Source organism: Comamonas sp. BIGb0152 (assembly GCF_024809975.1).
In the GTDB taxonomy this organism is placed as follows: domain Bacteria; phylum Pseudomonadota; class Gammaproteobacteria; order Burkholderiales; family Burkholderiaceae_C; genus Comamonas.
This window is the reverse complement of sequence record NZ_JANUDY010000011.1, coordinates 145587-171903: the sequence shown is the minus strand read 5'-3', so window position 1 is coordinate 171903 and position 26317 is coordinate 145587. Positions and strand designations below refer to the sequence as shown.

At 62.7% G+C, this 26317-nt stretch carries 22 protein-coding genes and 1 riboswitch; of the genes, 13 read left to right on the top strand and 9 right to left on the bottom strand.

Annotated elements, in window-relative coordinates; all coding sequences use genetic code 11:
• The first annotated feature begins 61 nt into the window (after positions 1-61).
• The 3 genes from M2375_RS19775 (at position 62) to M2375_RS19765 (ending at position 3269) form a co-directional block, all read left to right on the top strand.
• On the top strand, positions 62-1258 hold the full coding sequence (locus M2375_RS19775; RefSeq protein WP_259169767.1) for an ABC transporter substrate-binding protein: 1197 nt from the start codon (positions 62-64) through the stop codon (positions 1256-1258).
• Between the two features lie 133 nt (positions 1259-1391).
• Entirely contained in the window at positions 1392-2276 is an 885-nt protein-coding gene (locus M2375_RS19770; protein ID WP_259169765.1) for a branched-chain amino acid ABC transporter permease, read from the top strand.
• Positions 2277-2285: 9 nt separating this feature from the next.
• The gene (locus M2375_RS19765; RefSeq protein WP_182324347.1) at positions 2286-3269 is read left to right on the top strand and encodes a branched-chain amino acid ABC transporter permease; all 984 of its coding nucleotides are present in this window, start codon (positions 2286-2288) and stop codon (positions 3267-3269) included.
• A gap of 77 nt (positions 3270-3346) precedes the next feature.
• On the opposite strand, the gene M2375_RS19760 is transcribed toward M2375_RS19765, so the two are convergent.
• On the bottom strand, positions 3347-4570 hold the full coding sequence (locus M2375_RS19760) for an ABC transporter substrate-binding protein (RefSeq protein WP_259169879.1): 1224 nt from the start codon (positions 4568-4570) through the stop codon (positions 3347-3349).
• Between the two features lie 209 nt (positions 4571-4779).
• Positions 4780-4913, top strand: a riboswitch (TPP riboswitch).
• A 296-nt stretch (positions 4914-5209) separates the two neighbouring features.
• On the opposite strand from M2375_RS19760, the gene thiC reads away from it, so the two are divergent.
• A complete protein-coding gene (thiC, locus tag M2375_RS19755) occupies positions 5210-7144 on the top strand; it encodes a phosphomethylpyrimidine synthase ThiC (RefSeq protein WP_259169763.1) in 1935 nt (644 codons plus the stop codon).
• 170 nt (positions 7145-7314) lie between these two features.
• Positions 7315-7986: a nitroreductase gene (locus M2375_RS19750; RefSeq protein WP_259169762.1), complete on the top strand. Its 672-nt coding sequence runs from the start codon at positions 7315-7317 to the stop codon at positions 7984-7986.
• Positions 7987-7995: 9 nt separating this feature from the next.
• Here the strand turns inward: M2375_RS19750 and M2375_RS19745 are convergent, their stop codons facing one another.
• Complete coding sequence (locus M2375_RS19745; RefSeq protein WP_259169759.1) at positions 7996-8679, bottom strand: YitT family protein; 684 nt, start codon at positions 8677-8679, stop codon at positions 7996-7998.
• 335 nt (positions 8680-9014) lie between these two features.
• The gene (locus M2375_RS19740) at positions 9015-10229 is read right to left on the bottom strand and encodes an ABC transporter substrate-binding protein (RefSeq protein ID WP_404979354.1); all 1215 of its coding nucleotides are present in this window, start codon (positions 10227-10229) and stop codon (positions 9015-9017) included.
• A gap of 288 nt (positions 10230-10517) precedes the next feature.
• Between M2375_RS19740 and M2375_RS19735 the strand changes: the two genes are divergently transcribed.
• The gene (locus M2375_RS19735; protein ID WP_259169757.1) at positions 10518-13700 is read left to right on the top strand and encodes an IPTL-CTERM sorting domain-containing protein; all 3183 of its coding nucleotides are present in this window, start codon (positions 10518-10520) and stop codon (positions 13698-13700) included.
• 175 nt (positions 13701-13875) lie between these two features.
• Here M2375_RS19735 and M2375_RS19730 read toward each other — a convergent pair whose 3' ends face one another.
• Complete coding sequence (locus M2375_RS19730; RefSeq protein ID WP_259169754.1) at positions 13876-15249, bottom strand: heavy metal sensor histidine kinase; 1374 nt, start codon at positions 15247-15249, stop codon at positions 13876-13878.
• Positions 15246-15920 (bottom strand): heavy metal response regulator transcription factor, encoded by a 675-nt coding sequence (locus tag M2375_RS19725; protein WP_259169753.1) that lies wholly within the window; start codon positions 15918-15920, stop codon positions 15246-15248. Before M2375_RS19725 ends, M2375_RS19730 begins: the two co-directional genes overlap by 4 nt.
• A gap of 153 nt (positions 15921-16073) precedes the next feature.
• Here M2375_RS19725 and M2375_RS19720 point away from each other — a divergent pair, with 153 nt between their 5' ends.
• Together M2375_RS19720 and uraH are read left to right on the top strand one after the other, a co-directional pair.
• Positions 16074-16583 (top strand): heme-binding protein, encoded by a 510-nt coding sequence (locus M2375_RS19720; protein WP_310473190.1) that lies wholly within the window; start codon positions 16074-16076, stop codon positions 16581-16583.
• Positions 16584-16635: 52 nt separating this feature from the next.
• Positions 16636-17049 carry a hydroxyisourate hydrolase gene (gene uraH / locus M2375_RS19715; protein ID WP_259169752.1) on the top strand — a complete coding sequence of 138 codons (414 nt, stop codon included), beginning with the start codon at positions 16636-16638 and terminating at the stop codon, positions 17047-17049.
• A 92-nt stretch (positions 17050-17141) separates the two neighbouring features.
• Here uraH and M2375_RS19710 read toward each other — a convergent pair whose 3' ends face one another.
• From M2375_RS19710 to yjgA, 3 genes are all read right to left on the bottom strand, one after another.
• On the bottom strand, positions 17142-18350 hold the full coding sequence (locus M2375_RS19710) for a multidrug effflux MFS transporter (protein ID WP_259169751.1): 1209 nt from the start codon (positions 18348-18350) through the stop codon (positions 17142-17144).
• Between the two features lie 304 nt (positions 18351-18654).
• Positions 18655-19251, bottom strand: a complete 597-nt coding sequence (gene mog, locus M2375_RS19705) for a molybdopterin adenylyltransferase (protein ID WP_259169750.1) — start codon at positions 19249-19251, stop codon at positions 18655-18657.
• A 27-nt stretch (positions 19252-19278) separates the two neighbouring features.
• On the bottom strand, positions 19279-19962 hold the full coding sequence (gene yjgA, locus M2375_RS19700) for a ribosome biogenesis factor YjgA (RefSeq protein ID WP_259169749.1): 684 nt from the start codon (positions 19960-19962) through the stop codon (positions 19279-19281).
• Positions 19963-20042: 80 nt separating this feature from the next.
• Between yjgA and pmbA the strand changes: the two genes are divergently transcribed.
• Together pmbA and M2375_RS19690 are read left to right on the top strand one after the other, a co-directional pair.
• Positions 20043-21443 (top strand): metalloprotease PmbA, encoded by a 1401-nt coding sequence (pmbA, locus tag M2375_RS19695; RefSeq protein WP_259169747.1) that lies wholly within the window; start codon positions 20043-20045, stop codon positions 21441-21443.
• A 121-nt stretch (positions 21444-21564) separates the two neighbouring features.
• Positions 21565-22272, top strand: coding sequence for a riboflavin synthase subunit alpha (locus M2375_RS19690; RefSeq protein WP_259169746.1), 708 nt, complete (start codon positions 21565-21567; stop codon positions 22270-22272).
• 22 nt (positions 22273-22294) lie between these two features.
• On the opposite strand, the gene tam is transcribed toward M2375_RS19690, so the two are convergent.
• Positions 22295-23056, bottom strand: a complete 762-nt coding sequence (gene tam, locus M2375_RS19685) for a trans-aconitate 2-methyltransferase (protein WP_259169743.1) — start codon at positions 23054-23056, stop codon at positions 22295-22297.
• 98 nt (positions 23057-23154) lie between these two features.
• On the opposite strand from tam, the gene M2375_RS19680 reads away from it, so the two are divergent.
• The 3 genes from M2375_RS19680 (at position 23155) to M2375_RS19670 (ending at position 26292) form a co-directional block, all read left to right on the top strand.
• Complete coding sequence (locus M2375_RS19680; protein WP_259169737.1) at positions 23155-24084, top strand: LysR family transcriptional regulator; 930 nt, start codon at positions 23155-23157, stop codon at positions 24082-24084.
• Position 24085: 1 nt separating this feature from the next.
• Positions 24086-24991 carry a LysR substrate-binding domain-containing protein gene (locus M2375_RS19675; RefSeq protein ID WP_259169736.1) on the top strand — a complete coding sequence of 302 codons (906 nt, stop codon included), beginning with the start codon at positions 24086-24088 and terminating at the stop codon, positions 24989-24991.
• Positions 24992-25092: 101 nt separating this feature from the next.
• Positions 25093-26292, top strand: a complete 1200-nt coding sequence (locus M2375_RS19670) for an alpha-hydroxy acid oxidase (protein ID WP_259169730.1) — start codon at positions 25093-25095, stop codon at positions 26290-26292.
• Positions 26293-26317 lie beyond the last annotated feature (25 nt).

The following is a 26317-nucleotide window of genomic DNA, read 5'->3' as shown; positions in this document are numbered from 1 at the left end:
AACCCTGGCGCAGCGAAGACTGCCGCCATGTATTGAAAACAGATATTTTTTAGGAGACAAGATGAAAGCAAAGCTCAAAGCCCTTGCCCAGGTGGCATGTTTGGCCGCTCTGTCCGCAGGCGCAGCACAGGCACAAGAAAAGGTGAAGATCGGCTTCATCACGGACATGTCCAGCCTCTACGCCGATGTGGAAGGCAAAAACGGCGCGGTCGCCATCCAGATGGCCATCGATGACTTCGGCGGCAAGCTGTTGGGCCAGCCCATCGAGATGGTCTCGGCCGACCACCAGAACAAGGCCGACATCGCTGCTTCCAAGGCGCGTGAGTGGATCGATACCGCAGGCGTCACCATGCTGTTTGGCGGCACCAACTCTGGCACGGCACTGGCCGCTGCCAAGGTGGCCCAAGAGAAAAAGCGCGTTTACTTCAACAGCGGTGCCGGCTCTTCTGCACTGACCAATGAGCAGTGCAGCCCCTACACCGTGCACTATGCCTACGACACCGTGGCCTTGGCCAAGGGCACGGGCGGTGCGGTGGTAGACCGGGGTGGCAAGTCCTGGTTCTTCCTGACGGCTGACTATGCTTTTGGCCATTCGCTCGAATCCGATACCACGGCCGTCATCAAGGCCAAGGGCGGCCAGGTGCTGGGCTCGGTGCGCCACCCACTCAATGCGTCTGACTTCTCGTCCTTCCTGCTGCAGGCGCAAAGCTCCAAGGCCCAGATCCTGGGCTTGGCCAATGCGGGTGGCGACACCATCAATGCCATCAAGGCAGCGCGTGAGTTCGGCATCAACAAGACCATGAAGACCGCCGGTTTGCTGGTGTTCCTCTCGGATATCCACAGCATGGGCTTGAAGAACACCGAAGGCCTGCTGCACACCACCAGCTGGTACTGGGATCTGAACGACGACACGCGCAAGTTTGCCGACAAGTTCTTCGCCAAGACCAAGCGCATGCCTACCGATCTGCATGCGGCGGACTACTCGGCCACGATGAACTACCTGAAGGCGGTCGAGGCGGTCAAGACCACCGATGCCGATAAGGTCATGGCCTACCTCAAGAGCACGCCGCTCAACGACTTCTACGGCAAGGGTGTCATCCGCCCTGATGGCCGCTACGCCCACGACATGTACCTGGTGGAAGCCAAGTCGCCTGCCGAATCCAAGAAGCCCTGGGATTACCTGAAGGTCCTGTCCACCTTGCCTGCGGACCAGGTCTGGACGACCAAGGCCGAATCCAAGTGCGCGCTCTGGAAGTAAGCACCGCTCACGCCTAAGCTGCGCCATGGCTGCCTGCTGCGGCCCCTGCCCACGCCTGGTGGATGGGGTGCCGGTGGCAGCAGCAGCCTGATGCCAGGCGTGTTGTGTTCATTCACCGATTCGTGAGCTTTTCATGGAAATCTTTGGTATTTCACTACCGGCCTTGATGAGCCAGCTGTTGCTGGGTCTGGTCAATGGCTCGTTCTATGCCATTCTCAGTCTGGGATTGGCCGTGATCTTTGGCCTGCTCAACGTGATCAATTTCGCCCACGGCGCATTGTTCATGCTGGGCGCCATGTTCACCTGGATGGCGGGGTCCTACTTCGGGATCAACTACTGGGTCATGCTGCTCTTGTCGCCGATTCTGGTGGGCATCATCGGGGTGCTGATCGAGCGGTTTTTGCTGCGCCATATCTACAAGCTCGACCACCTCTATGGCCTGCTGCTGACCCTGGGTCTGTCCTTGCTGATCGAGGGCGTGTTCCGCTCGATCTACGGGGTGTCGGGCCTGGGCTATGACACGCCCGAGCTGCTCGAAGGCGCCACCAATGTCGGCGTGATGCTGCTGCCCAACTACCGCATGTGGGTGGTGGTGGCGTCCTTGGTGGTCTGCTTTGCGACCTGGTTCGTGATCGAAAAAACCCGCCTGGGCGCCTACCTGCGTGCCGGCACCGAGAACCCGCGTCTGGTGGAGGCCTTTGGCGTCAACGTGCCGCTGATGATCATGCTGACCTATGCCTTTGGTGTAGGCCTGGCCGCCTTTGCCGGTGTGCTGGCAGCGCCGGTCTACCAGGTCACGCCACTGATGGGCCAGAACCTGATCATCACGGTGTTTGCCGTGGTGGTGATCGGCGGCATGGGCTCCATCATGGGGGCCATCGTCACCGGCTTGGGCTTGGGCGTGATCGAAGGGCTGACCAAGGTTTTCTACCCGGAAGCTTCGGCCACGGTCGTGTTCGTGATCATGGTCATCGTGCTGCTGGTGCGCCCGGCTGGCCTGTTTGGCAAAGCGAAGTGAGGTGAGGGGATGAATTCCAAGAAGTTTGCCAAACTGGGTTATGGGCTGCTGCTGCTCGGCATGATTGCTGCACCGTTCATGGGGGCCTACCCCGTGTTCGTGATGAAGCTGATGTGCTTCGCGCTGTTCGCCTGTGCGTTCAACCTGCTGCTGGGCTACACCGGTCTGCTGTCCTTCGGTCACGCCGCCTTCTTTGGCGGTGCGGCCTACATCACCGGCCATGCGATCAAGGTCTGGCATCTGACGCCGGAGCTGGGCATCTTGCTGGGTGTGGCCTTTGGTGCCGCACTGGGCGTGGTGTTCGGTTGGCTGGCCATCCGCCGCCAGGGTATTTATTTCTCGATGATTACCTTGGCGCTGGCGCAGATGCTGTTCTTTGCCTGCCTGCAAATGCCCTTTACCGGTGGTGAAGACGGCCTGCAAGCGGTGCCGCGCGGCAAGCTGTTCGGCGTGCTGAGCCTGGAGAGCGACTGGACCATGTACTACGTGGCCCTGGCCATCGTGGTGTTGGCCTTCCTGCTGATCATGCGCACCGTGCATTCGCCCTTTGGGCAGGTGCTCAAGGCCTTGAAGGAAAACGAGCCACGCGCCATCTCGCTGGGCTATGACGTGGACCGCTTCAAGCTGCTGGCCTTTGTCATCTCTGCCGCACTGGCCGGGCTGGCAGGTTCGCTCAAGACCGTGGTGCTGGGTTTTGCCACCCTGACGGACGTGCACTGGACGGCATCCGGCCAGGTCATCCTGATGACCCTGGTCGGCGGCCTGGGTCTGCTGTCCGGCCCGATCGTCGGCTCGGCCGTGATCGTTGCCTTGGAGAACAAGATCGGCGATATCGGCACCTGGCTGTCGCGCCTGACCGGCGTCGAATGGTTCAATACCTTGGGCGAGTCGGTGACCATTGTGACCGGCCTGATTTTTGTGATCTGTGTGCTGGCGTTCCGCCGCGGCATCATGGGCGAGTTGATCGCCTTCATCGACCGCAAGAAGAAATAGCGGAAGGTCGCAGACCTCCTCCAAGTCAAAGGCCCGCATTGCGCGGGCCTTTGTTTTTTGCCGGGAAGAGGGGAAATCTACTTCCAGAGCTTGCAAGTGGACTCGGCTTTGGTCGTCCAGACCTCGTCGGGGCTCAGCGTCTTGAGCACCTTGAAGTAATCCCAGGCGCCCTTGGATTCGGCAGGCGCTTTCACCTGCATCAGGTACATGTCATGGGCGTAGCGGCCATCGGGCCGGACGATGCCCTTGGCATAAAAGTCAGACAAGGGCTCGGCCTTGAGGGCGGCCATCACTTTGTCCGAATCGGTGGATTTGATCTTGTCCGCCGTCTTCAGGTAGGTCATCATCGCGGAGTAATCTGCCGCCTGCAGCGAGGTCGGCATCTTCTTGAATTTCTCGAAGAAGCGCTCAGAGAACTTGCGGCTCTCGGGGTTCAAGTCCCAATGCCAGCTGTCGGTGAACATCAGCCCTTCGGTCTGCTTGAGCCCCAGGCTGTGGATGTCCGAGCTGAACAGCAGCATGCCAGCCAGCTTCATGGTTTTGGTGACGCCAAACTCCCGCGCGGCCTTGATGGTGTTGATGGTGTCACCGCCTGCATTGGCCATGGCCAGAATCTGTGCCTTGGAGCTTTGGGCCTGCAGCAGGAAGGAGGAGAAATCCGAGGCATTGATCGGGTGCCGCACGGCCCCAATCACGCGGCCGCCCGCCGCCTTGATCACCTTGGTGGTATCGGCCTCCAGTGCATGGCCAAAGGCATAGTCGGCCGTCAGAAAGAACCAGTCCTTGTCTCCCAGGCCCACAATGGCGCCGCCGGTGCCCTTGGCCAGTGCGACGGTGTCATAGGCGTAGTGCACGGTGTAGGGGCTGCACTGGTCGTTGGTGAGGGCCGATGTGCCCGAGCCATTCACGATAATGAGGCGCTTTTTCTCTTCGGCCACCTTGGCCATCGCCAGGCCGGTGCTGGAGGTGGTGCCACCCACCAGCATCTGCATATCACGCTGGTCAAACCACTCTCGGGCTTTCGAAGCCGCCACGTCCGCTTTGTTCTGGTGGTCGGCCACCATCAGCTCCAGTGGTTTGCCCAGCAGCTTGCCGCCAAAGTCGTCCATCGCCATCTGCAGCGCCAGGGCGCCGCCCTTGCCATCGACGTCGGCATAGACGCTGGACATGTCGGTGATAAAGCCGATCCGGACCTTGTCTTGCGCCAGCGCACCCTGGGCAAACAGGGCCAGCACGCAGCCGGCGGCAGCGGCCGCAACCGCTCGTCGCCGGTGCGGCAGCGCAGAACGCAAAGAGGGCATTGCAGGAACTTTCATCGGAAGGTCTCCTTGTTCATATAGACATGCGTACAGCGCGACGGCCAGGTGCGGCGCACCCGTGGGCTGCTGCGCCCCGATGGTTGCAGGCTGCATGGCGTGCGCCTACTGGGGTAAGCACCAGCGCAGGCCCGCCCTGCGGCAGCATCCGGGCGGCGGGGGCTGGCGCAGCAGGGCCTGAAACCGCTATACTCCACGCAGCTCCGGGGTGTGCATAAGCGCTGAGATGCCAAAGGGCTGTTGATTGATACGAATCGGCAGCTGCTGCGGTGAACCCGACGAACTTGATCCGGTTCATGCCGGCGGAAGAAGAGCGGGACCCTGAAGCACAGCCCTTGGTGGGCAGGCAGCGTTGCATGGCACGCGCCTGCAAGCCTAGGCAACGCACACCCCAGGCGCCTCGCGCACTGGGGTTTTGTCTTTTTGGGGCAGCACCTGTCAGCGCGCAGCAGGTGCCGCCATCGCCCCCAAAGGGGCCGACGGCGCAGCGCACAGCACGGCCGGGCCGGTGTGCAGAGCATGGGGATGGTGCGGCCAAGCAGCAATGCCTGGCCTGGTGCATGCAGAGCAGGGCCGGCAGGTCTCGGAGCGTTCGATGAAATCAACCGCTTTGAGGAGACAGCCATGAACGCACCTGAGTCCCTGTTTACCCCCGCCGCAGGCGATGCCCCCGATGCCGCCCGCTTTACCGAGTTGCTGGCCCAATCGCGCCAGCCTTTTCCGGCATCGACCAAGTCCTATCTGAGCGGCGCCATCCACCCGCAGCTGCAGGTGCCGGTACGCGATATTGCGCTCACCTACGGCGAGCAGGTCAGCGTCTACGACACCTCGGGCCCCTACACCGACCCGGCCGTGGCCATTGACGTGCGCCAGGGCCTGCCGGCTTTGCGCGCCGAATGGATCGCTGCGCGCGGCGACAGCCAATACTATGTGGGGCGCCAGCGCGTGGCCTTGGATGACGGCGGCAAGCGCGGCGAAGAGGACCTGCGTGTGGCCCAGCTGCGTGCCGAGGCCGCTGCCTTGCAGCGCCAGCCGCGCCGCGCCAAGAGCGGCGCCAATGTGACCCAGATGCACTACGCCCGCCGGGGCATCATCACCCCCGAGATGGAGTATGTGGCCCTGCGCGAGAACGGCCGCCGCGAATGGATGGCCGAGTACCAGCGGGATGCCGCGCGCGAGGCACGCCTGGCCGGCAACAGCCTGGGCGCGGCCATCCCCAAGATCATCACCCCGGAGTTTGTGCGCGACGAGGTGGCGCGGGGCCGCGCCATCATCCCCGCCAATATCAACCACCCCGAGATCGAGCCGATGGCCATTGGCCGCAACTTCAAGGTCAAGATCAATGCCAACATCGGCAACTCTGCCGTGACATCGAGCATTGAGGAAGAGGTGGAAAAACTGGTCTGGGCCATCCGCTGGGGTGCCGACAATGTGATGGACCTGTCTACGGGCAAGAACATCCACACCACACGCGACTGGATCGTGCGCAACTCGCCCGTGCCCATTGGCACCGTGCCCATCTACCAGGCGCTGGAGAAGGTGGGCGGCGTGGCCGAGGACCTGACCTGGCCCATCTTTCGCGACACCTTGGTGGAGCAGGCCGAGCAGGGCGTGGACTACTTCACCATCCACGCCGGCGTGCGCCTGGCCTATATCCACCTCACGGCCCAGCGCCGCACGGGCATCGTCTCGCGTGGCGGCTCCATCATGGCCAAGTGGTGCATGGCCCACCACCGCGAAAGCTTTCTGTACGAACACTTCGAGGATATCTGCGACATCATGAAGCAGTACGACGTGAGCTTCTCGCTGGGCGACGGCCTGCGCCCGGGCTGCGCATCGGATGCCAATGATGAAGCGCAGTTTGCCGAGCTGGCCACCTTGGGCGAGCTGACCCAGCTGGCCTGGAAGCACGATGTGCAGACCATGATCGAAGGCCCCGGCCATGTGCCCATGCACATGATCCAGGCCAATATGACCGAGCAGCTCAAGCACTGCCATGAGGCGCCGTTCTACACCTTGGGCCCGCTGACCATCGACATCGCACCGGGCTACGACCATATCGCCAGCGCCATTGGTGCGGCCATGATTGGCTGGTTTGGCACCGCCATGCTGTGCTATGTCACGCCCAAGGAGCACCTGGGCCTGCCTGACCGCGATGACGTCAAGCAGGGCATCATTGCCTACAAGATCGCCGCCCATGCGGCCGATGTGGCCAAGGGCCACCCAGGCGCCCGGGCGCGTGACGATGCACTGAGCCAGGCGCGTTTTGACTTCCGCTGGGAAGACCAGTTCAACCTGGGGCTGGATCCGGACACGGCCCGTGCCTTCCACGACGAAACGCTGCCCAAGGACAGTGCCAAGGTGGCGCATTTCTGCTCCATGTGCGGGCCCAAGTTCTGCTCGATGAAGATCACGCAGGAAGTGCGCGAGTTTGCCAAGAACCAGGGGGTGGCAGCGGAGCAGGGCATTGCCGTGGGCATGCAGGCCAAGGCGGCGGAGTTCAACCGGGCTGGGGGCGATTTCTACATCCCGATCGCCAGCGACACCACGGCGCGGTAAGGCGGTGAGGGATTGGAAGGCGCTAAGAGATCGAGATCGATAGCGATAGCCAAGGCGACCACAGCGCGTGTGGCCGCCTTGGCGCATCGGTGTCAGCTGCTTTTGCTGCGCTGCACTAAACTGCGTGCTGCAATGTGCCAGCCCCTTTCAACGCCAGAAAGCCCTTTGCCATGAACGTCACGCAAGCCATGAAAGAGCGCCGCTCGGTGCGCTCCTTTTTGCCCAAAGCCCCGCCTGCCCTGGAGGTGCGCAGCCTGATTGCCGACGCGGCGCAGGCGGCATCAGGTGGCAACCTGCAGCCCTGGCGGGTGGTGGCGCTGGCAGGCGATGCCTTGCAAGCGCTGACCGATGCCATTGGCAGCGCGCAGCCGCTGCCCGAAGGCGGCAACAACTACACCTACCCGCCCAACCTGTGGGAGCCTTATCGCAGCCGCCGCTTCAAGAACGGCGAGGACCTGTACAAGACGATTGAGATCCCCCGCGAAGACAAGACCGCGCGCCTAGAGCAGCTGGCCAAGAACGGCCGATTTTTTGATGCCCCCGTGGGCCTGCTGGTGTTTGCCGACGAGCGCATGGGTTATGCGCAGTGGGTGGACCTGGGCATTTATCTGCAGTCCCTCATGCTGCTGGCCACCGAGCGCGGCCTGGCCACCTGCGCCCAAGGCTACTGGCGCCGTTATGGCGATACGGTGGAGCGGGTGCTGAAGGCGCCCGAACCCTACCGGGTGGCCTACGGCATTGCGCTGGGCTATGAAGACCTGGCCGCACCCATCAACACCCTGCGCGCCGAACGTGCGCCCTTTGCCGACTGGGCGCAGATGCGCGGGTTTGACGGCATTTAGGCCGAGAGATCAGACCGCGATATAGCGGTCTTTGCGGTGGTTCATCGCCACGATCAGGTTCAGGATCACCGCACCGGCAATCGACCAGGCCACCGACACCGCTGGCACCAGCCACAGCGCGAACGCGACGATGATGCAGTCCAGGCCCATCTGCAGCTTGCCGGCCGACCAGCCATGGCGCTCCTGCAGGTACAGCACCAGAATGCCAAAGCCGCCCAGGCTGACCCGGTGGCGGAACAGAATCAAAAAGCCGGTGCCCAGCAGAACGCCACCCAGAATGCCGGCTAGGGGCTGCGATACATAAGAGATGGACAGCAGGCCGGGCAGCAGCTCGGTGAGCCAGGAGGTGGCGACGACGCTGATAAAGGTCTTGACCACAAAGGCCGTGCCCATGCGCTTGGCGGCGAGCCAGTAAAACGGCAGGTTCAGGCAGAAAAACAGCAGGCCCAGATCGGTGCCCGTGGCGTAGTGCCCCAGCAGGGCAATACCTGCAATGCCGCCGCTCAGCAGGCCGGCGCTTTTGTACAGCACCAAGGCGGTGGAGATCAGCAAAATGCCGACGGCCATTGCAATGCCATCCTCCAGCCAGGAATGGCCGGAGGAGCCGGACTTGAGGGCCCAGCGGAATTTATCAGTCGTGAGCTGGCTCACGCGCGCAAAGCCGGCGCTGGCGGAAAGTCGGTATCGGGTCATGGCAAGAGGGCAAGCAAGAGTCCTGCCAGCTTGGGCGCAACGCATGCGCCCCCGTCTGGCCAGGCCCCGGCAAAAGGCGAGATAGCCCTGAAATATAGGGCTAACCCTTATCCCTCAAACCCTGACGAGGATTGGCGCAGCGTTATGGCTGGTTGCGCACATCGCTGCATGTCAGCCGCTGGCACGGCCCAGCAAACTGCAGGTTTGCGGTTGAGACTTGGCGCCCCCGACTAGGCGCCCCCGACTAGGCGTCCCCAACTAGGCGTGAAGCCGCAGGCAGTACAAGCGTACGACAAGGCTTCACAACGACGTATCCAGGGTCGTGGTCGCGGCGCTTACTTCCAGATCGGGCACTGCGCCTCTTGCTTGCTGGCAAACAGCGTGTCGCCCGGCAGCGCCTTGATCAGCTTGAAGGAGTCATGCTTGCCCTTGGATTCCTGCGGGGTCTTGACCTGCAGCAGGTACATGTCGTGCACATAGCGGCCATTGGGTTCAATCTTGCCCTTGCCGAACATGTCGTTCAGCGGCATGGACTTGAGCGTCTGCATCACCTTGTCGGCATCCAGGCTCTGGGCTTTTTCCACAGCCTTGAAGTAGCTCATGGCCGACGAGTAATCGGAGGCCTGCAGGGAGGTGGGCATCTTCTTGGTGCGGGCGTAGAAGCGGTCCGTCCAGGTGCGTGCCTCGGGCGAGCGGTCCCAGTACCAGCTGTCGGTAAACATCAGGCCACCGGCCAGCTTGAGGCCCAGGCTCTCGACCTCGTTGGCAAACACCATCAGTGCGACGGGTTTCATCTTGGGGGTGATGCCAAACTCACGCGCGGCCTTGAGCGCGTTCATGAAGTCGCCGCCGGCATTGGCAAAGCCCAGAATCTCGGCCTTGCTGGCCTGCACCTGTACCAGGTAGGACGAGAAATCGTTGGCATGGAAGGGCGCGCGCACCGATTTGACGATCTGGCCGCCTTGGGCCTGCACGACTTGGGTCACATCGGCTTCCAAGGTGTGGCCAAAGGTGTAGTCGGCCACCAAGAGCGCCCAGGTCTTGGCGCCTTGCTCGGACACCGCCCGGCCCGTGCCGCGCGCAATGGCGGTGGTGTCGCTGTTGTAGTGCACCCAGTAGGGGGAGCATTGGCTGCCGGTCAGGTTCGATGAATAGGCACCGTTGATCAGCAGCACGCGTTTTTTCTCATTGGCCACCTGGCCCATGGCCAAGGCGGTCGCCGTGTTGGTGCCGGCAATCAGCAGCTGCACATCCTGGGTGTCTACCCATTCGCGCGATTTGGTGGAGGCGATATCGGCCTTGTTCTGGTGGTCGGCCGACAGCAGCTCAATGGGCCGGCCCAGCAGCTTGCCGCCAAAGTCTTCGATGGCCATCTGGATGGCGGTCACGCCGCCTTTGCCATCGCCGTCCGAGTACTGGCTGGACATGTCGGTGAGAAAACCCAGGCGCACCGGCTCTTGCGCATGGGCGGCGCTGCTGAGCGCGCAGCAGGCCAGCGCGCAGGCGCTGAGTGCGGGCAGACGAAAGCGCAGAGAAGAGGGCTTGGACATGTTGACTCCTTTGTTATGGGTAGGTAGGTGCAGGAAGACCCATGCTAAGAGCAGAAGCCGCCCAGCGCCAAGGGGCCAGCGGCGCCAGTGCGCCATGCTTGTCACCCACGTTACCGGCCAGCGGTGGGTGGGCAATATTTAGTAATTTGATAAATACAAATACACACCAAATAACACTAAGTTTTTTCTGTCTAGAGGGCATGCTGTTCTCAGAGCGGGAATGTCAAATTTTCTTCATCAGGATGTCACCTATCGTTGCAACACTCCCGCCTTTCTGTTGGGAACCCTATGCGACGCTTACCCCTTGTGGCCGCCCTGGCCTCTTTGCTCATCCTCACGACACAAACCACCGCAGCCGCAGACCTGGGTTTGCAGGCACAGGCCCGCCAGGCACTGGAGGCTAAGCTGGCCGTGGCCGATCCCCAAGGCCAGGTCTATGCCGACCATGTCTTCAGCAACAAAGCGGCCGTTGGCTTGCCCGCAGGCTGGCGCACCGCGAGCTGGAACAAGGGCACGGTCTCGATCGATGCGAACACCGGCAATCTGCTGATCAATGGCAAGGCCGACAGCACGGCGATGACGGCTGTGCTGTTGCCGCAAAGCCTGGAATCGCTGTCCAACTACCGGGTGGACATGGAGTTCAGCTTCGAGCAGCCCAACAACACCGCGCGTTGGGGCAGCGTGATGTACCGCAGCTCCGCGGCTACCAACACCCCGGCGCATGAGCCTTACTACCAGTTCGCCATTCGCCAGGCAGCCACCGCCAACAATGGCACCGAGTTCGCATACCGCAATGCGGGTGCCTGGTCGGTGCAAGCGACCAAGCCCTTCAGCGAAGCCATTGACCAGACCAAGACCTATACGGCCAGCGTGGTGGTGCACGGCAACCGGGTGCGCCAGTACCTCAACGGTGCCTTGCAGCATGACACCATCCTGAGCGCCGAGCTGGCCAAGGGCGGCATCGGCATGCAGACGGCAGGCCTGATCATGCGGGTCAAGAGCATCAAGGTGACCGAGCAAATCACGCCACTGCCCGACCTGGACATGCCCGTGGCCGTGCAGGACACCGGCACACCGGCAGCGATGGCGCCCACCTTGGTGCAGGCCGCAGAAGGCCTGCCATCGGTCGAGGGCACTGGCGCTAGCAACGCGCTGTGGACGCTGGACAGCGCCCTCAACCTGCGCGACGCCAGCGGTGCCGCCGTGGGCACGCTCCAGGCCTACTACGCCCAGGCCAAGCGCAACACCATCCCACTGCTGCGCATCCAGGATGAAGCCACCTTGAATGCCTTGCTGAGCTTCTCCGACCAGGTGCACAACCTGGCCGATCTGACCCTGATGTCCAGCGATGTAACGCTGCTCAAGCAGGCCCGCGTCGCCCTGCCCAAGCTGCGCACGGCGGTGGATTTCAGCGAGCGCAAGCTGACGACCTCCCCAGCCGATCTGCTGACCATCGTCGGTGACACCAACCGCGCGGGTGCCAAGATCGCCATCCTGCCCGAGAGCCTGACCAGCCGCGCGTTGGTGTCCCACCTGCAGCGCCTGCTGATCACGGTGTGGAGCAATGCCGAGGCCACAACGCCCGAGCAAGCTGCCCAGGTGCTGGTGAGCGGCGTCAACGGCGTGGTCTCGCGCAACAGCGCCGCCTATGCCGATGTGCTGCGCAAGCTGCCGGCCAACACCTTGCTGCGCAAGCCCCTGGTGATTGGCCACCGCGGCATGCCCAGCCGCGAGGACGAAAACACGCTGGAAAGCGCCCGTGCGGCGGTCGCAGCCGGTGCCGATGCGGTGGAAAACGATATCTACATCACCACCGATGACCACCTGGTCATCATGCATGACGACACCGTCAACCGCACCACCAGTGGGACCGGCAATGTCGAGGGCATGACGCTGGCGCAGGTCAAGGCCCTGACCACCAAGACCAAGGGCTACCAGGTGCCCACCATGCGCGAGTACTTCAAGGCGTTCAAGAACGATCCCATCACCCATGTGATCGAGCTCAAGAGCAGCAACCCGCGCATCATTGCCCAGCTCAAAAAGGAAATGGCCGAAGAGGGCGTGGCGGACCAGTCCGTCGCCATCTCCTTCATGGCCGATCAACTCAAGCGCAGCGGCGAGCAAATGCCTGAGCTGACCGGTGGCTTCCTCAACAGCATTGCCGACAGTGCCGACGTACCGGCCAGCGTGCGCAATGTGCTGGAGGCCACGCAGGCCAACTCTTCCACCTTCAACCCCAGCTTTGCCGCCATCCGCCAAAGCACGATGGAGGCGGCCAAGCACCGGGGCGTGAGCTTCTGGCCCTGGACCGTGAATGACGCGGCTACGTTCTACAAGTACTACAGCTGGGGCACCAACGGCATCACCACCGACCATGCCTACCTGGCCAGCAACTTCCCCGTGGAGATCGCCGCCAAGCCGCAGACCGCCGCACTGGCCTTGAACGAGCCGCTGAGCCTGGGCTTGAATTTGACCACCCAGATCCGCACGCAGACCGAGGCCGTGGCCAATGAGTTGGTGTACCTGGGTGGCACGGCTACCGCCGTGCGCAATGGCAATGGGGCGCTGAGCTTCAGCAGCGCTGGCACGGCTATCGTCATGCCCGGCTACCGCCACCAGATGGATGGCACCTACAGCTATGTGATCATGGGCAAGCCTGTGACCTTGGTGGTGGGCGACGGCAGCGATGGTGTGGTGGGCACGCCCAATGCGCCCGCTGCCGGCAATGTAGCCTGCAGCAGCGCCGTACCCGGCCAGACCAGCACCTGCACGGTGCTGCCGCAACCGGGCTACCAGCTGGTGGGCCTGTCGGTAGACAGCACCTGCCCGGCTGGGCAATGGAACGCCGATAACACGGCCTACACCACCGGCACAATTGCCGCGCAATGCCAGCTTCGCTTTGACTTTGCCGCCAAGCCCGCCAGCGCCTCCCTGACGCCTATCGGCAAGGAAGGCGAGATGCAAGCCACCGTGCGCGGCGGTGGCACGGGCCTGTGGGCCTTTGATGCCGCGCAAGCCGTTGCCGTCAGCCCGGCTGCCGCACCGCCCAAGGGGGTGAGCTTTCCCTTCGGCGTGGTGAGCCTGCAGCTGAACGGCGGCCAGCCAGGGCAGAGCGCCACGGTGGAGATGACCTACCCCCAGGCGCTGCCCGCGAATGCCAAGTACTACAAGTACGGTAAGACCACCGACAACAAACAGGACCACTGGTATGCCTACCCCAACGCCACGATCAGCGGCAACAAGGTCGTGCTGACTTTGACCGACGGCCAGACCGGCGACGACGATCTGCTGGCCAACGGCGTTATTCGCGATCCAGGTGGTGTGGCGCTGTTGGCGGATGACCCAGGCAGCCCTGGCACGCCGGGCGCGACTGCAACCCCGGTGCCAACTTTGGGGCACGCCGCGCTGGCACTGCTCTCAGGCGGCATGGGCTTGCTGGCCTGGCGCCGCAAGCGCAAGGCGCTGGTCTGATCTTTAGCTTTTGAGCGGTAGTTGACCGCCAGGGTGTCTTAGGGCGCCCTGGCGGTTTTTTTAGGAGAAGTGGGGACGGTCCGCATGCCTCGCGGTGGTGCTATTGCATTGCAATTGCCATGGCCGACGCTGCTTGCGGCCACGCTGCTGACAGCGGGTGTGCACCGCTCCGGCGCTAATCCCGTCTGGGAAAGCGAAGGCTGAACTGGGTGCCCGCATCCGTGCTGCTGACCACCACTTCACCACCATGCATATGCATGATCGACTGGACAATGGCCAGGCCCAGGCCGCCTGAATCATCGGGGTGGGAGCGGGATGCATCACAGCGGTAGAAACGGTCAAATATCCGGGGGAGGTGTTCTTCTGCGATGGGCGCCCCTTGATTCAGCACCTCAATATCCAGCCACTTCGGGGAAGGCGTGTTGCAGCGCAATGTGACGACGGTATCCGCCTCCCCGTAGCGAATCGCGTTTGCCAGAAGATTGGCCAACGCACGGCGTACCAGGCTGCTGTCCGCGCTCAGATGGCCGTGGGCGGTGGCCTCGATCCGAATTCCCCGCTCTTGGGCCATTCCCTCGAAGTAGCCAGAAAGCTGTTGGAATAATTTTTCCAAATCCACCGACTCCAACTGCAAGGCCGCGTCTTGCTTTTCTGCGCGGGCCAGAAACAGCATGTTGTCGATCATCCGCGCCAAACGCTCGTATTCCTCCTGCTGGGAGTCAAGCAACTGCGCATAGTCGTCAAACGTTCGGGGCTGGCTCAAGGCCAACTGGTTTTGAAGCATGAGATTGTTCAGCGGTGTCCGCATCTCATGGGCCAAGTCTTCCGAAAACTGGCCCAGTTTTGCATAGCCTTGCTCAAGCCGTGCAAGCATCAAGTTCAAGGCAGCCGTCAAGGCTTGCAGCTCTTGGGGCTGTTTTTGTTCATCCAGACGCAGGCCCAGATGCTGGGGGCTGACAGCGGCCGCTTGCTGGCTGAGCCGGTGCAAGGGGAAAAGCCCACGGCGCACCACTTCCCAGCCGACAGCAAAAGCCAGAAGCACACCGACCATCCACGCCGCGCCCAGGTTCCAGCGATAAGCGGCCATCATCTGCTCTCGCTCGGCCAGTAATTTGCTGGCGATGATAAACAGGTCCGAATCTCCGTTGTTGATCCGCTTCCAGGCCATGCGCGCTGTTTTTGCGCCTGCGGTGGTGAACAAGGGAAGGGGATTGAGTTCGGAGATGACCGGTGTCGGCAGGTTTTCCGGGTTCACCTCAATCAAAAGCGCACCGCTGCCATCCATAATCCATAGCGCATTGTCTTTGTTGCCCAGCATATTGGAATAAATCTTGGGCTGCTTTTTTAATAAATCGATGTTGTTATTGTCTTTGATAATGTTTTTGATGCGATCAATTCGCCCAAGCAAGGCCATGTCATCGCGGTAGGCGACTTCTCTTTCCAGCGCGTTGAAAACATAAGCCCCCATCAAGGCAAACAAAACTGCACTTGCCAATGCAAACAGCAAGGCGAGTCGTAACCGCAGGCTGGCATATTTTTGGCCTGTCACGGCAGTGGGTCCTCCATGCGGTAACCCATTCCGCGCACGGTTTGGATGAGCTTGACTGCAAACGCATCATCAATCTTGGCGCGCAGGCGGCGGATGGCCACATCCACCACATTCGTGTCGCTGTCGAAGTTCATGTCCCAGACCTGGGAGGCAATCTGGCTGCGCGACATCACCTCCCCCTTGTGCTGCAGCAGCAATTGCAGCAGGGCAAACTCTTTGTTCGTCAGGTCAATGCGCTGGCCGCCGCGCGTGGCCCGGCGTTTGCGAATGTCCACCTCCAGATCGGCCAGCGCAACAATGTCTTGCTGGCGCATCGGGGTTCTGCGCAGCAGGGTACGCACCCGCGCCAAAAGCTCGGCGTAGGAAAAAGGTTTGATCAGGTAGTCATCAGCGCCCAGCTCCAGGCCTTTGACGCGGTCCTCCACGGAATCTCGCGCCGTCAAAAAAAGCACGGGAACCTGGCTGCGCTCGCGAAAGCGGCGGATCACACCCCAGCCATCCATGCCGGGCAGCATGACATCCAGGATCAGTAGATCAAAGTCGCTGGATTGGGCGATGAACAGGCCATCAATACCATCGTGGGCCACCTCGACCTGATAGCCTGAATCTCGGAGACCCTTCTTCAGGTATTCTGCCGATTTTGTTTCGTCTTCAATGATTAATATGCGCATAAATTTATTAGTATTAATGCTGCGTTTTTAAAATCCAGAAATCATAACCATAAATAGAGGCTGGAACATTAAAAAAATGTAATGAAGCTGCCATCTTGGTGTTAAGCGCCCTGCGCAAAATGCCCGCTAATCGCTAAACAATTCGAATGCAGGATGACCAAAATGCAATGGCTTTCCACCACACCCGTGTGCGGTGTTCTTCTGATGACCGCAGTCCATGCCTTTGCCGCCCCGCCTGCGCCACTGCAGCAAAGCAATATGTCTCTCCCTTTGGCAAATGCTTTGGTGGAGGCAACCATGTCGGCCTGCCACGCACAAGGCCGTGTGGCCGTGGCCGCCGTGATTGACCGGGGTGGCCATCTGCTGTCTTTGCAGCGCGACGACCGGGTCGGCCCGCATAACACCGACGCTGCGATCAAGAAGGCATTCACTGCGCTTTCAACCAAGACACCTTCGCGCATTTTTGCGGAAAACGCCCGCAAGAACCCCGAATCCAACAATCTGAACACGATTGACAGCCTCTTGCTGATCGGCGGCGGCGTGCCCGTCAAAGTGGGCGACGAAGTCATCGGCGCGATCGGCGTGGGTGGCGCAGGGGGCTCCGTCTTTGACGAGGCTTGCGCCTTGGAAGCCATCGACAAAGTGCTGGGCACCGCCAAGTGACTGCCTTTATTACTTCAATTTCTTGTTCATTGACCTAAACCCAGGAGTTTTCATGCAAAAAACCAAACTGCTTCTCACCGGCCTGCTGCTGAACGCCGCCATCGCCACCTCCGCGCTGGCCGCGCAGAACCCTTTGAGCGTTCATGTGCTGAACTTGCAAGACGGCCTGCCGTCAGCGGGTGTGAACGTGAAGCTGGAAAAGAAGGTCAATGACAAGTGGGTGCAAATCAATGAAGGCGTCACCAACGCCCAAGGACGTATTGCCGCACTCTACCCCTCCGAGTCCACCATGGACAAAGGCAGCTACCGCGTCACCTTCCAGACCGAGGAGTGGTTCAACAAACAAAACACCTCCACCTTCTTCCCGGAAATCCCAGTGATCTTCAAGGCAGACGGCTCGGTCCCGCACTACCACATCCCCTTGCTGCTGAGCCCTTATGGCTTCTCAAGCTACCGGGGTAACTGATCGAGGTTTGAATGCTTGGCGGGCCTCGGGAACAGCAGCAACCTGAAGTGCTCTAGGACCGGCCAAGCGCGACCCTGGTCATCCATACGCGCTCAAACCGCCTGCCCAACCCCCCGCGTATCCGGCATGCGCGAAGCCCAGGCAAACACCGCCATCCCCAACAGCACCGTCACCGCCAGCCCTAGCGCCAGCATCAGGCCGCTATGAAAGAGCTGGGGGGCAACCAGGGCGGAGATGATGGTGAAGACCATCATCTGGCTAAAGCCCTGCAGCGACGAGGCCAGGCCGCGCATCTGGGGGAACTGGCCCATGGCTTCCAGGGTCAGGATGGGCATCAGCTGGGAGATGCCAAAGGTGTAGAGCGTGATCGGCAGGACGGCCCAGGGCACAGTGGGCTGCTGGGTCAGGCTGTTGTAGAGCAGGTTGCAGGCGCAGGCGATGAGCAGGCAGGCGTAGCCGATGCGCTTTTGCACGGTGGGCGGAATGCGGCGGGCAAAGATGCTGGAGACGGCCGAGCCCAGCATGGTGCCGGCGATCAGCGGGATGAACAGCCAGCCCAGCGAGGTTTCGTCCATGCCCAGGATGGTCATCACAAACTCAGCCGCTGAGCTGATGTAGATGGAGTTGGCGCCAGCCATCAGCGCCAGGCCGATGAGCATGGTGCGGAACTTGCGGTTGCGCAGCGCCTGCAGGTAGTTGCCGGCGATGACCTTGAGCTTTAACGGCGTGCGGCGCTCGGGCGGCAGGGTCTCGGGCAGTTGGCGCCAGATCAGCAGTGCCAGCACGGCGCCAAAGGCGGACAGAAAATAGAAGCTGTAGCGCCAGCCGCCATGGCTTTGCAGCCAGCCACCCAGCACGGGCGCCAGGGCTGGGGCCAGGCCAAACACCATCATGACGAGCGCCATCATGCGCTGCGCCTCGGCCCCTTGGTGCTGGTCTTGCACCATGGCACGCACGATCACCATGCCCGAGCCGGCGCACAGGCCTTGCACCAGGCGCATCAGCACCAGCGATTCGATGGATGCGGCAAAGGCCGCTGCCAGCGAGGTGACGCAGTAGCCCAGGGCGGAGACCAGCAGCACCCGGCGGCGGCCAAAGGTGTCGCTGAGCGTGCCGTAGAACAGCATGGTGGTCGCCATCGCAAAGACATAGACGCTCAGGGTCTGCTGCACCGCTATGGGTGATGCACCAAATTCCTGCCCAATGGCATGGAAGGAGGGCAGGTAGGTATCGATGCCCAGTGGACCAATCATGGTGCACAGGGCGAACAGCAGGGTGAGCGTAACGGGTGACTTTTGCATGGGGCGCTGGGCGCGCTGCCCCAGGCCGCAATCGCAGCAAGCGCTGCTTGGCCGTGCTGGCCAAAGGCTTGGATGGAGGAACAGGCGGGTGGGGGCGAGGGCGCCGAAATGAAGAAGCACTGGCCGCCCAGAAGACCTGAGCGGCAAAGCGGCAAGCAAGCATTTAACCAAAAAATGCGGTTGCCCGTGCTGGCTGGCTGCGCAGCTTAAAAGACCTGGGGCATTGGCCGCCTGAAATGCAAAGAGCGCGAAACTGTGTACACATTTCGCGCTCTTGGTTGGTGATCTTTGCTGTCTGGAGCGCCTAGCCCGCGCTGGGGCGTTCGGCGCCTTTGGGGCGGAAGGCTTTGCAAACAGCTTCCACGGTCTGCAGATAGGGGCCGCCGATCAGGTCGATGCAGTAGGGCACTGCCGCAAAGATGCCGGGCACCTGCTGCTGGCCGTCTGCGTCCTTCAGGCCTTCCAGGGTTTGGGCAATCGCCTTGGGCTGGCCGGGCAGGTTGATGATGAGGCTGCTGCCCCGGATGACGGCCACCTGGCGCGACAGAATCGCGGTGGGCACAAACTGCAGGCTGATCTGGCGCATTTGCTCGCCAAAGCCGGGCATCAGCTTGTCGGCCACGGCGAGGGTGGCCTCGGGCGTTACATCGCGCAAGGCGGGGCCCGTGCCGCCGGTGGTCAGCACCAGCGCGCACCCAGCGTCCACCAGCGCCACCAGGGTCTGGCTGATCAGCGCCTGCTCGTCGGCAATCAATCGGGTCTCGTACTGCACGGGGTTGCGCAGGGCGCGGCCCAGCCAGTCTTGCAGTGCGGGCAGGCCCTTGTCTTCATAGACGCCAGTGCTGGCGCGGTCGCTGATGGAGACCAGGCCAATCTTGACGGTGTCGTAGCTTGCGCTCATGGGGTTGCTTGCCTTGCTTGGCTGTGGTTAAGCCTGGTCGTCTTCATCGTCGCCGTCTTCGGCATCGGCAGCGCTGCGGCTGGCACCGTGCGAGGCCATCACGTGGTCGCGCACCAGCTGGAACAGCTCGCGGTAGGCCCGGCCTTTGCGGGCGGCCAGGCCGGTGGATTCCTGCACATTCGCGTCATGCGCGCTGGGCAGATCCTTGCGGGCCTGGCGCACCAGCGAGCGCAGCTGCTGGATGTCGGTATCGGGGGCTTCGTTGATCCATTGGGCGACCGCGTCGTCGCTGACGATCATGCGATCGCGCCACTGCTCTGCCGCATGCAGCAGGCCTTTTTCCAGGCTGGAGCCTTCTTTTTGCTCGGCCAGGGCGGCGTTGACAGCGGCGAGCTCTTTCTCATCGAGCTTGCGCATCAGCTTGCCGATGAACTGCATCTGGCGGCGCTTGCCTTCAAAATTGGTGATGCGCTTGGCCTCGGCCAGGGCAGTGGCCAGGATCTCTGGCAGCTCCAGCCGCTTGAAGAGGTCGCTGCGCAAGGTCAGCAGTTCTTTGCCCAGGTCTTGCAGGCCATCCATCTCCTTTTTCAGGTCGGATTTGCTCGACTCGGTGGTGCCTTTGAGTTCGGCCTTCAGCTCGATATCGAGTTCGCTGCCTTCGGCCACGAACTTGCCGCGTACGAAATAGCCTTTTTTGGGTTTGCGTGACATGGTTAAATGCTTTTGTTCAAAAGGCCATCGCCCGGCGCAGTGCCTGGGCGATGGCGGTTATCAGTATCATAGCGGGCAGTATGAAAAAATCCGTATCCAGCTCTAACAGCCAAGGCGATGCCAAGGCTGAGTCCGGCTTTAGCTACAGCCGCGCATTTTTCAAAGATCTAGTCGAGCAGGCGCTCTCGCATGCCAAAAAACTGGGGGCCAGTGATGCCGGGGCCGATGCCTCCGAAGGCTCCGGTCTGTCGGTCAGTGTGCGCAAAGGCGAGCTGGAGACGGTGGAGCGCAACCGGGACAAATCACTGGGGGTGACAGTCTATCTGGGCAAACGCCGTGGCAATGCCAGTACCTCCGACTTTTCTGCCCAAGCAGTGCAGCGCACCGTGCAGGCGGCCTATGACATTGCACGCTTCACCGCCGAGGACCCGATCGCAGGCCTGCCCGACGCAGCCGACATTGTGCCAGTAGCCGAGCACCGTGACCTGGAGCTATTCCATCCTTGGGCCATTGACAGCGAAGCAGCGGCCCAATTGGCCCTGCAATGCGAGGCCGCAGCTTTTGCCACCGACAAGCGCATCAGCAACAGCGAAGGCGCCGGTGTATCGGCCCAGCAAAGCCATTTCTACAGCGCCCACACCAACGGCTTTGCCGGTGGCTATGCCAGCTCGCGCCACAGCCTGTCGGTGGCGCCCATCGCTGGCAAGGGTGCCGATATGCAGCGCGATGCCTGGTACAGCAGCATGCGCCATGCGGGCGATCTGGCCGATCCGGCGGTGGTAGGCCGCTATGCCGCAGAGCGGGCGCTGTCGCGCCTGGGCGCACGCAAGATCCCCACCACCGAATGCCCGGTGCTGTTCGATGCACCGCTGGCCGCAGGCCTCGTGGGCTCGCTGGTGCAGGCCATCAGCGGTGGCGCCCTGTACCGCCGCAGCTCCTTTTTGCTGCATTCGCTGGGCAAGAAGGTCTTCCCCAAGCACATCCAGCTGGTGGAAGACCCGTTCATCATCGGCGGCAAGGGCAGCGCGCCTTATGACGATGAAGGCGTGCGCGTATCCAAGCGCTCGGTGATCGAGGACGGCAAGGTGGCCGGCTATTTCCTGTCCACCTATTCGGCCCGCAAGCTGAGCATGCACACCACTGGCAATGCCGGCGGCGCGCACAACCTGCACTTCTACTCGACCAAGACGCGCCCTTCGGACGACCTGGACGCCATGCTGCAAAAGCTGGGCACGGGCCTGTTTGTGATCGAGCTGATGGGCCAGGGCGTGAACCCGGTCACCGGCGATTACTCGCGTGGCGCCAGTGGCTTCTGGGTCGAGAACGGCAAGATTGCCTTCCCGGTGGAAGAAATCACTATCGCCGGCAACCTCAAGGACATGTTCAAGGGCATTGAGGCAGTGGGCGCCGATGCGTACAACGCCGGCTCCAAGACTTTGGGCAGTATCCTGATCAACCGCATGAAGGTGGCAGGGTCCTGATCCCTCGCCGCTGACTAGCGTCCAGCCCGCTCACAGCCATCCAATCGACGGGCGGCGGGCGGGTTTTATTTTTTTGTGTCAGCCGCTGGCCCAGGCTTGCCAGCGCTGTAAGGAGTGGGCTGTGTTTACCGGCATTATTCAAGCAGTGGCGCGCATCAGCGCCATCGACGACCAACCGGGGCTGCGGAGCTTTACCGTGGCCTTTCCCGATGGCTTCTGCGAAGACCTGGCCATAGGGGCCAGCGTGTCGCACGACGGCGTATGCCTGACGGTGACCGAGCTGGTGGATGCCACGCACGCACGCTTTGATGTGATGCAGCAAAGCCTGAACATCACCACCTTGGGCGCGCTGGAACTGGATTCGCCCGTCAACGTGGAGCGCGCCGCCAAGGATGGCGCCGAGATTGGTGGCCACCCGCTGTCAGGCCATGTGGACTTTACTGGCACCCTGGCGCAGGTGCGCCAGTTCGACAACAACCATGTGATGCGCGTGGCGGTGCCCGAGGCCTTCCGCCGCTATGTGTTTGCCAAGGGCTACATCGCCATCAATGGCGCCAGCCTGACCGTCGCCGAGGTGAACCGGCAAGAGGGCTGGTTCGAAGTCTGGCTGATCCCCGAGACCTTGCGCATGACCGTGTTTGGCAGCAAGCGCGCTGGCGACCGCCTGAACATCGAGATCGAGCGCAGCACTCAGGTGGTGGTCGACACCGTGCGCGAAGCGGTGGACGAGAGCCTGGGCCAACTCAAGCCCCTGCTTGAAGCGCTGCTGCGCGAGAAGGGCTTGAGCCTGGATGACCTGGTAACGCCGCCGCAGTTGCCCAAGGCCTGAGGCCCAAGGCCCAAGGACTGGATTAACGGGTCGCCACGATAAAGATCCGAGGAAAGGGCAGCAGTACCGTGCCGCTGGGCAGCGCCGGATAGGCCTGGCGGATGGCGGCCAGGTAGTCCGCCAGGTACTGCGCCTGCTCTTGCGCATCGAGCTGGGCCAGAAAAGGGCGCAGCGCCGAGCCTTTGAACCATTCCACCACCGCCTGGTGGTTGGCCAAAGGATGCATATAGGTCGTGCGCCAGGCATCGACCCGGCTGCACAGCGGCTGCAGCAGCGCGTAATACCAGTCAATGCTGTGCCGGTCCGGGTGGCGCACCGCGCCGATGCGCGAAGCCCAGGGGCCTTGTGCCGCCACCTCGCGCGCCAATACATGCGCAGGCTCTTGCAGGTTGTCGGGCGTCTGCACCGCCAGGCTGCCGCCAGCGCGCAACTGCTGCAGCAAATGCGGGTAGAGGCGGGCGTGGTCGGGCAGCCATTGCAGGCTGGCATTGGCCAGAATCACATCGACGGCTGGCGCCGCTTGCCAGTGGCCGATATCGGCCAGTGCAAACGCCGTTTGCGGCAGGCGCTCGCGGGCAGCGCGCAGCATGTCTTCGTCGTTGTCCAGGCCCGTCACGGCGGCGCCGGGGTAGCGGGCTTGCAGCACCTCGGTGGAGTTGCCGGGGCCGCAGCCCAGGTCAATGGCGGTCTGTACCTCCGTGTTCGGAATGGCGGCTACCAGGTCGCGCACGGGGCGGGTGCGTTCGGCTTCAAACTGGCTGTACTGCTGGGCGGACCAGGTCATGGGGTTCTCCTTGTGTGGTGCAGGGCACTGTAGTGCGCTTTACCCATGCTGACAAATGCGCTATAAAAACCTTATCCATACTTTTGAGGTATTGCTAGATGGAGCTGAGACATTTGCGGGCCTTGGTCTGCATTGCCGAATGCTGCAACCTGACCCGGGCTGCGCAGCAGCTGGGCATGCAGCAGCCGCCGCTGACGCGTTTGCTGCAGCAGCTGGAGGCGGAGATGGGGACTGCCTTGATGGAGCGCCTGCCGCGTGGCATGCGGCCCACCGCCGCTGGCCTGGCGCTGGTGCAAGAGGCACGCATTGTGCTGGCCAAGGTCGAGGCGATGGCCGCCCTGGTGCAGGATGCCGCCCAGGGCGGGCGTGGCCATGTGGCCATCGGCTTTACCAGCTCGGCAGCCTTGCACCCCTTGGTGGCCCAGGTGCTGCGGGCCTTCCGTGCCCAGTGGCCGCGTGTGAAGGTCACGCTGGAAGAGGCCGGCTCGGGTGAATTGCTGGAGGCCTTGCTGGCGCAGCGCCTGCATGCGGCCCTGGTGCGCTCGGCCTGGGAGGCGCAGCCCAGCCTGCACAGCCGGCATTTGCTGAGCGAGCCCATGGTGGTGGCCGGGCCGGCCGGGCATGCGCTGATGCAATCCAAGCGCGCCTTGCCGTTGGCCCAGCTGCGGGGCCAGCCGCTGGTGCTATACAAGCGGCCTGCGGGCCCGGGTCTGCACGATGGCATTGTGGCCGCCTGCGTGGGTGCGGGCTTTCATCCCCAGGTGGTGCAAGAGGCCCCGCGACTGACGGCCACCCTGAGCCTGGTGGCTGCGGGCCTGGGCCTGAGCATTGTGCCGGCCTCTATGCAGCACCTGCGCAGCGATGGGCTGGCCTACCGGCGGTTGACTGCTGCGCCCGGCCTGGTGGCACCGCTGATCCTGGTCAGCCAGCGCCGCCCGGAGGCCCAGGCCCGCGTGCTGCTGCAGCACCTGGGCAGCATCCTCGACCAGCAGCTGGCCCTGCAGTCGCCGCGCAAGGGAGCCGCCTGATATGCAAAAACGCGTTATGCCGTCGATGATGGCCTTGCAGTGCTTTGAGGCCGTAGCGCGCCACATGAGCTTTACCCTGGCGGCCCAGGATTTGTTTCTGACCCAAAGCGCGATCAGCAAGCAGATTGCGCAGCTCGAGGCCACCGTCTGCCAGGCGCTGTTCCACCGCTCGGCGCGTGGGCTGGCGCTGACCCCTGCTGGGCGCATGTACCTGGGCGAGGTGCGCAGCATCCTGAACCAGGTCGATGCCTCGGCCCGCTATGTGATGGGCTATGGCGAGGCGGACGAAACCCTGACGATTGCCGTGCAGCCCACCTTTGGCATCACCTGGCTGATTCCGCGTTTGCGGCAGTTCATGCAGGCCTACCCGCATATCCAGGTCGTCACCAAGGGCGATGCGCGGCCTTTTGACCTGATGCAGTCGCGCATTGATATCTCGCTGTTTTATGGCGAAGGCAGCCTGCCGGGCGCGGATTGCCATCGCCTGTTCGAGGCCGGTGTGGCGGTGGTCTGTGCGCCGGAGATCCTGCCCGCCCATGGCCTGGCGTCGCTCACCGATCTGGAGCAGTTGCCAATGGTCCAGTGCTCCTCCCGCCCCGAGATCTGGCGCGACTGGTTTGCCTGCCAGGGCTTTGTGCCGGCCGATGCCTACCGGGGCCCGCGCTTTGACACCTTCTCGATGTGCTTGCAGGCTGCGCAAGAGGGCATTGGCGTGGCCATCATGCCGCGCATGTTTGCCGAGCAGGCGCTGGCCCGGGGCAGGCTGGTGCTGCCCTGGTCTTTTGTGCAGCCCAGCGACGGCGCCTACCACGTGGCCTATGCCAGCCATTGCGCGGCCTTGCCCAAGATCCGCCATTTTGTCGATTGGGTGCTGGCGCAGGCCAGTGCCAGCCCGCCGACCGCATGAGCTTTTGGAATAGCCCGATCATTTAATTTCGTTTGCCCCGGGCCGGGGTGCTGTCAACAATGCGTGGCTTGAAGAAGAAACAACCACGGAGACCGCGCACCATGGCCGCGCTGCACCACTACCTCTCGATTGCCGATCTGGAACGCGCTGCCCGCCGGCGCATGCCCGCCTGTGTGCGCGGCTATGTCTGCGGCGGCACGGAAGACGGCGTATCGCTGCAAGAAAGCCTGCAGGCCTTCTCGCGCCTAGGCTTTGTGCCGCGTGGCCTGCGCCATGTGGCCCAGCGCAGCACGGCCACCAGCTTGTGGGGACAGACCTATTCGCTGCCCATGGGCTTTGCGCCCACCGGCTTTGCCGCCATTGTGATGAAGGACTGCGATGCCGCGCTGGCCAAGGTGGCGCAGGCGCAGGCGCTGCCCTTTATCATCAGCGGCGCATCGACCGTGCCGCTGGAGCAGCTGCAAAGCGTCCATGGCCAGCGCTGTTGGTACCAGGCCTACCTGCCGGGCAATATGGCGCGCATTCTGCCGCTGCTGCAGCGCCTGGAAAGGGCGCAGGTGCCCGTGCTGGTGATCACGATTGATACCTGCGTGGGCGCCAACCGCGAGAACCTTCAGCGCCTGCGCTTTACCGTGCCGTTTCGCCCCAGTTGGCGCCTGCTGCTCGACGGCCTGTGCCACCCGCGCTGGAGCTGCGATGTGTTCCTGCGCACGGTGTTGAGCCAGGGCGTGCCCCGCTTTGCCAACCTGGCCCATGAGGCCGGGCCGGCCATCACCGCCGACCCGCCCAACGGCTTTCGGGGCGAGCGCGACCAGCTCGACTGGGACTGCATTGACCAGATACGCGCCGCCTGGAAGGGCAAGCTGGTGCTCAAAGGCGTGATGCACCCGGATGACGCCAGGCAGGCCGTTGCCCACGGCGCTGATGCCGTCATCGTCTCCACCCATGGCGGGCGCCAGCTCGACGCCTGCATCTCGCCTTTGCAGGCGCTGCCCGAGATTCGGCAGGCCGTGCCGGCCGGCTATCCGGTGTTTATCGATGGCGGCTTTCGCCGGGGCAGCGATGTGCTCAAGGCCATGGCGCTGGGCGCCGATCTGGTCTTTACCGGCCGGCCGCAGCTGTTTGGCGCGGCCGTGGCTGGCGAGGCGGGCATTGCGCACGCGGTGCAGCTGTTCCGCCAGGAGCTGATGACCAACCTGGCCTTGCTGGGCGTGAACCGCCCGCAGGAGCTGACACCCGACTGGCTGCGGGTCCAGGGAGATTTTTCGCTGCGCCAGGGCCAAAGCTCAAGCCAACGCTAAAAGCTAGAAGCGGGAAGCGCAGCCT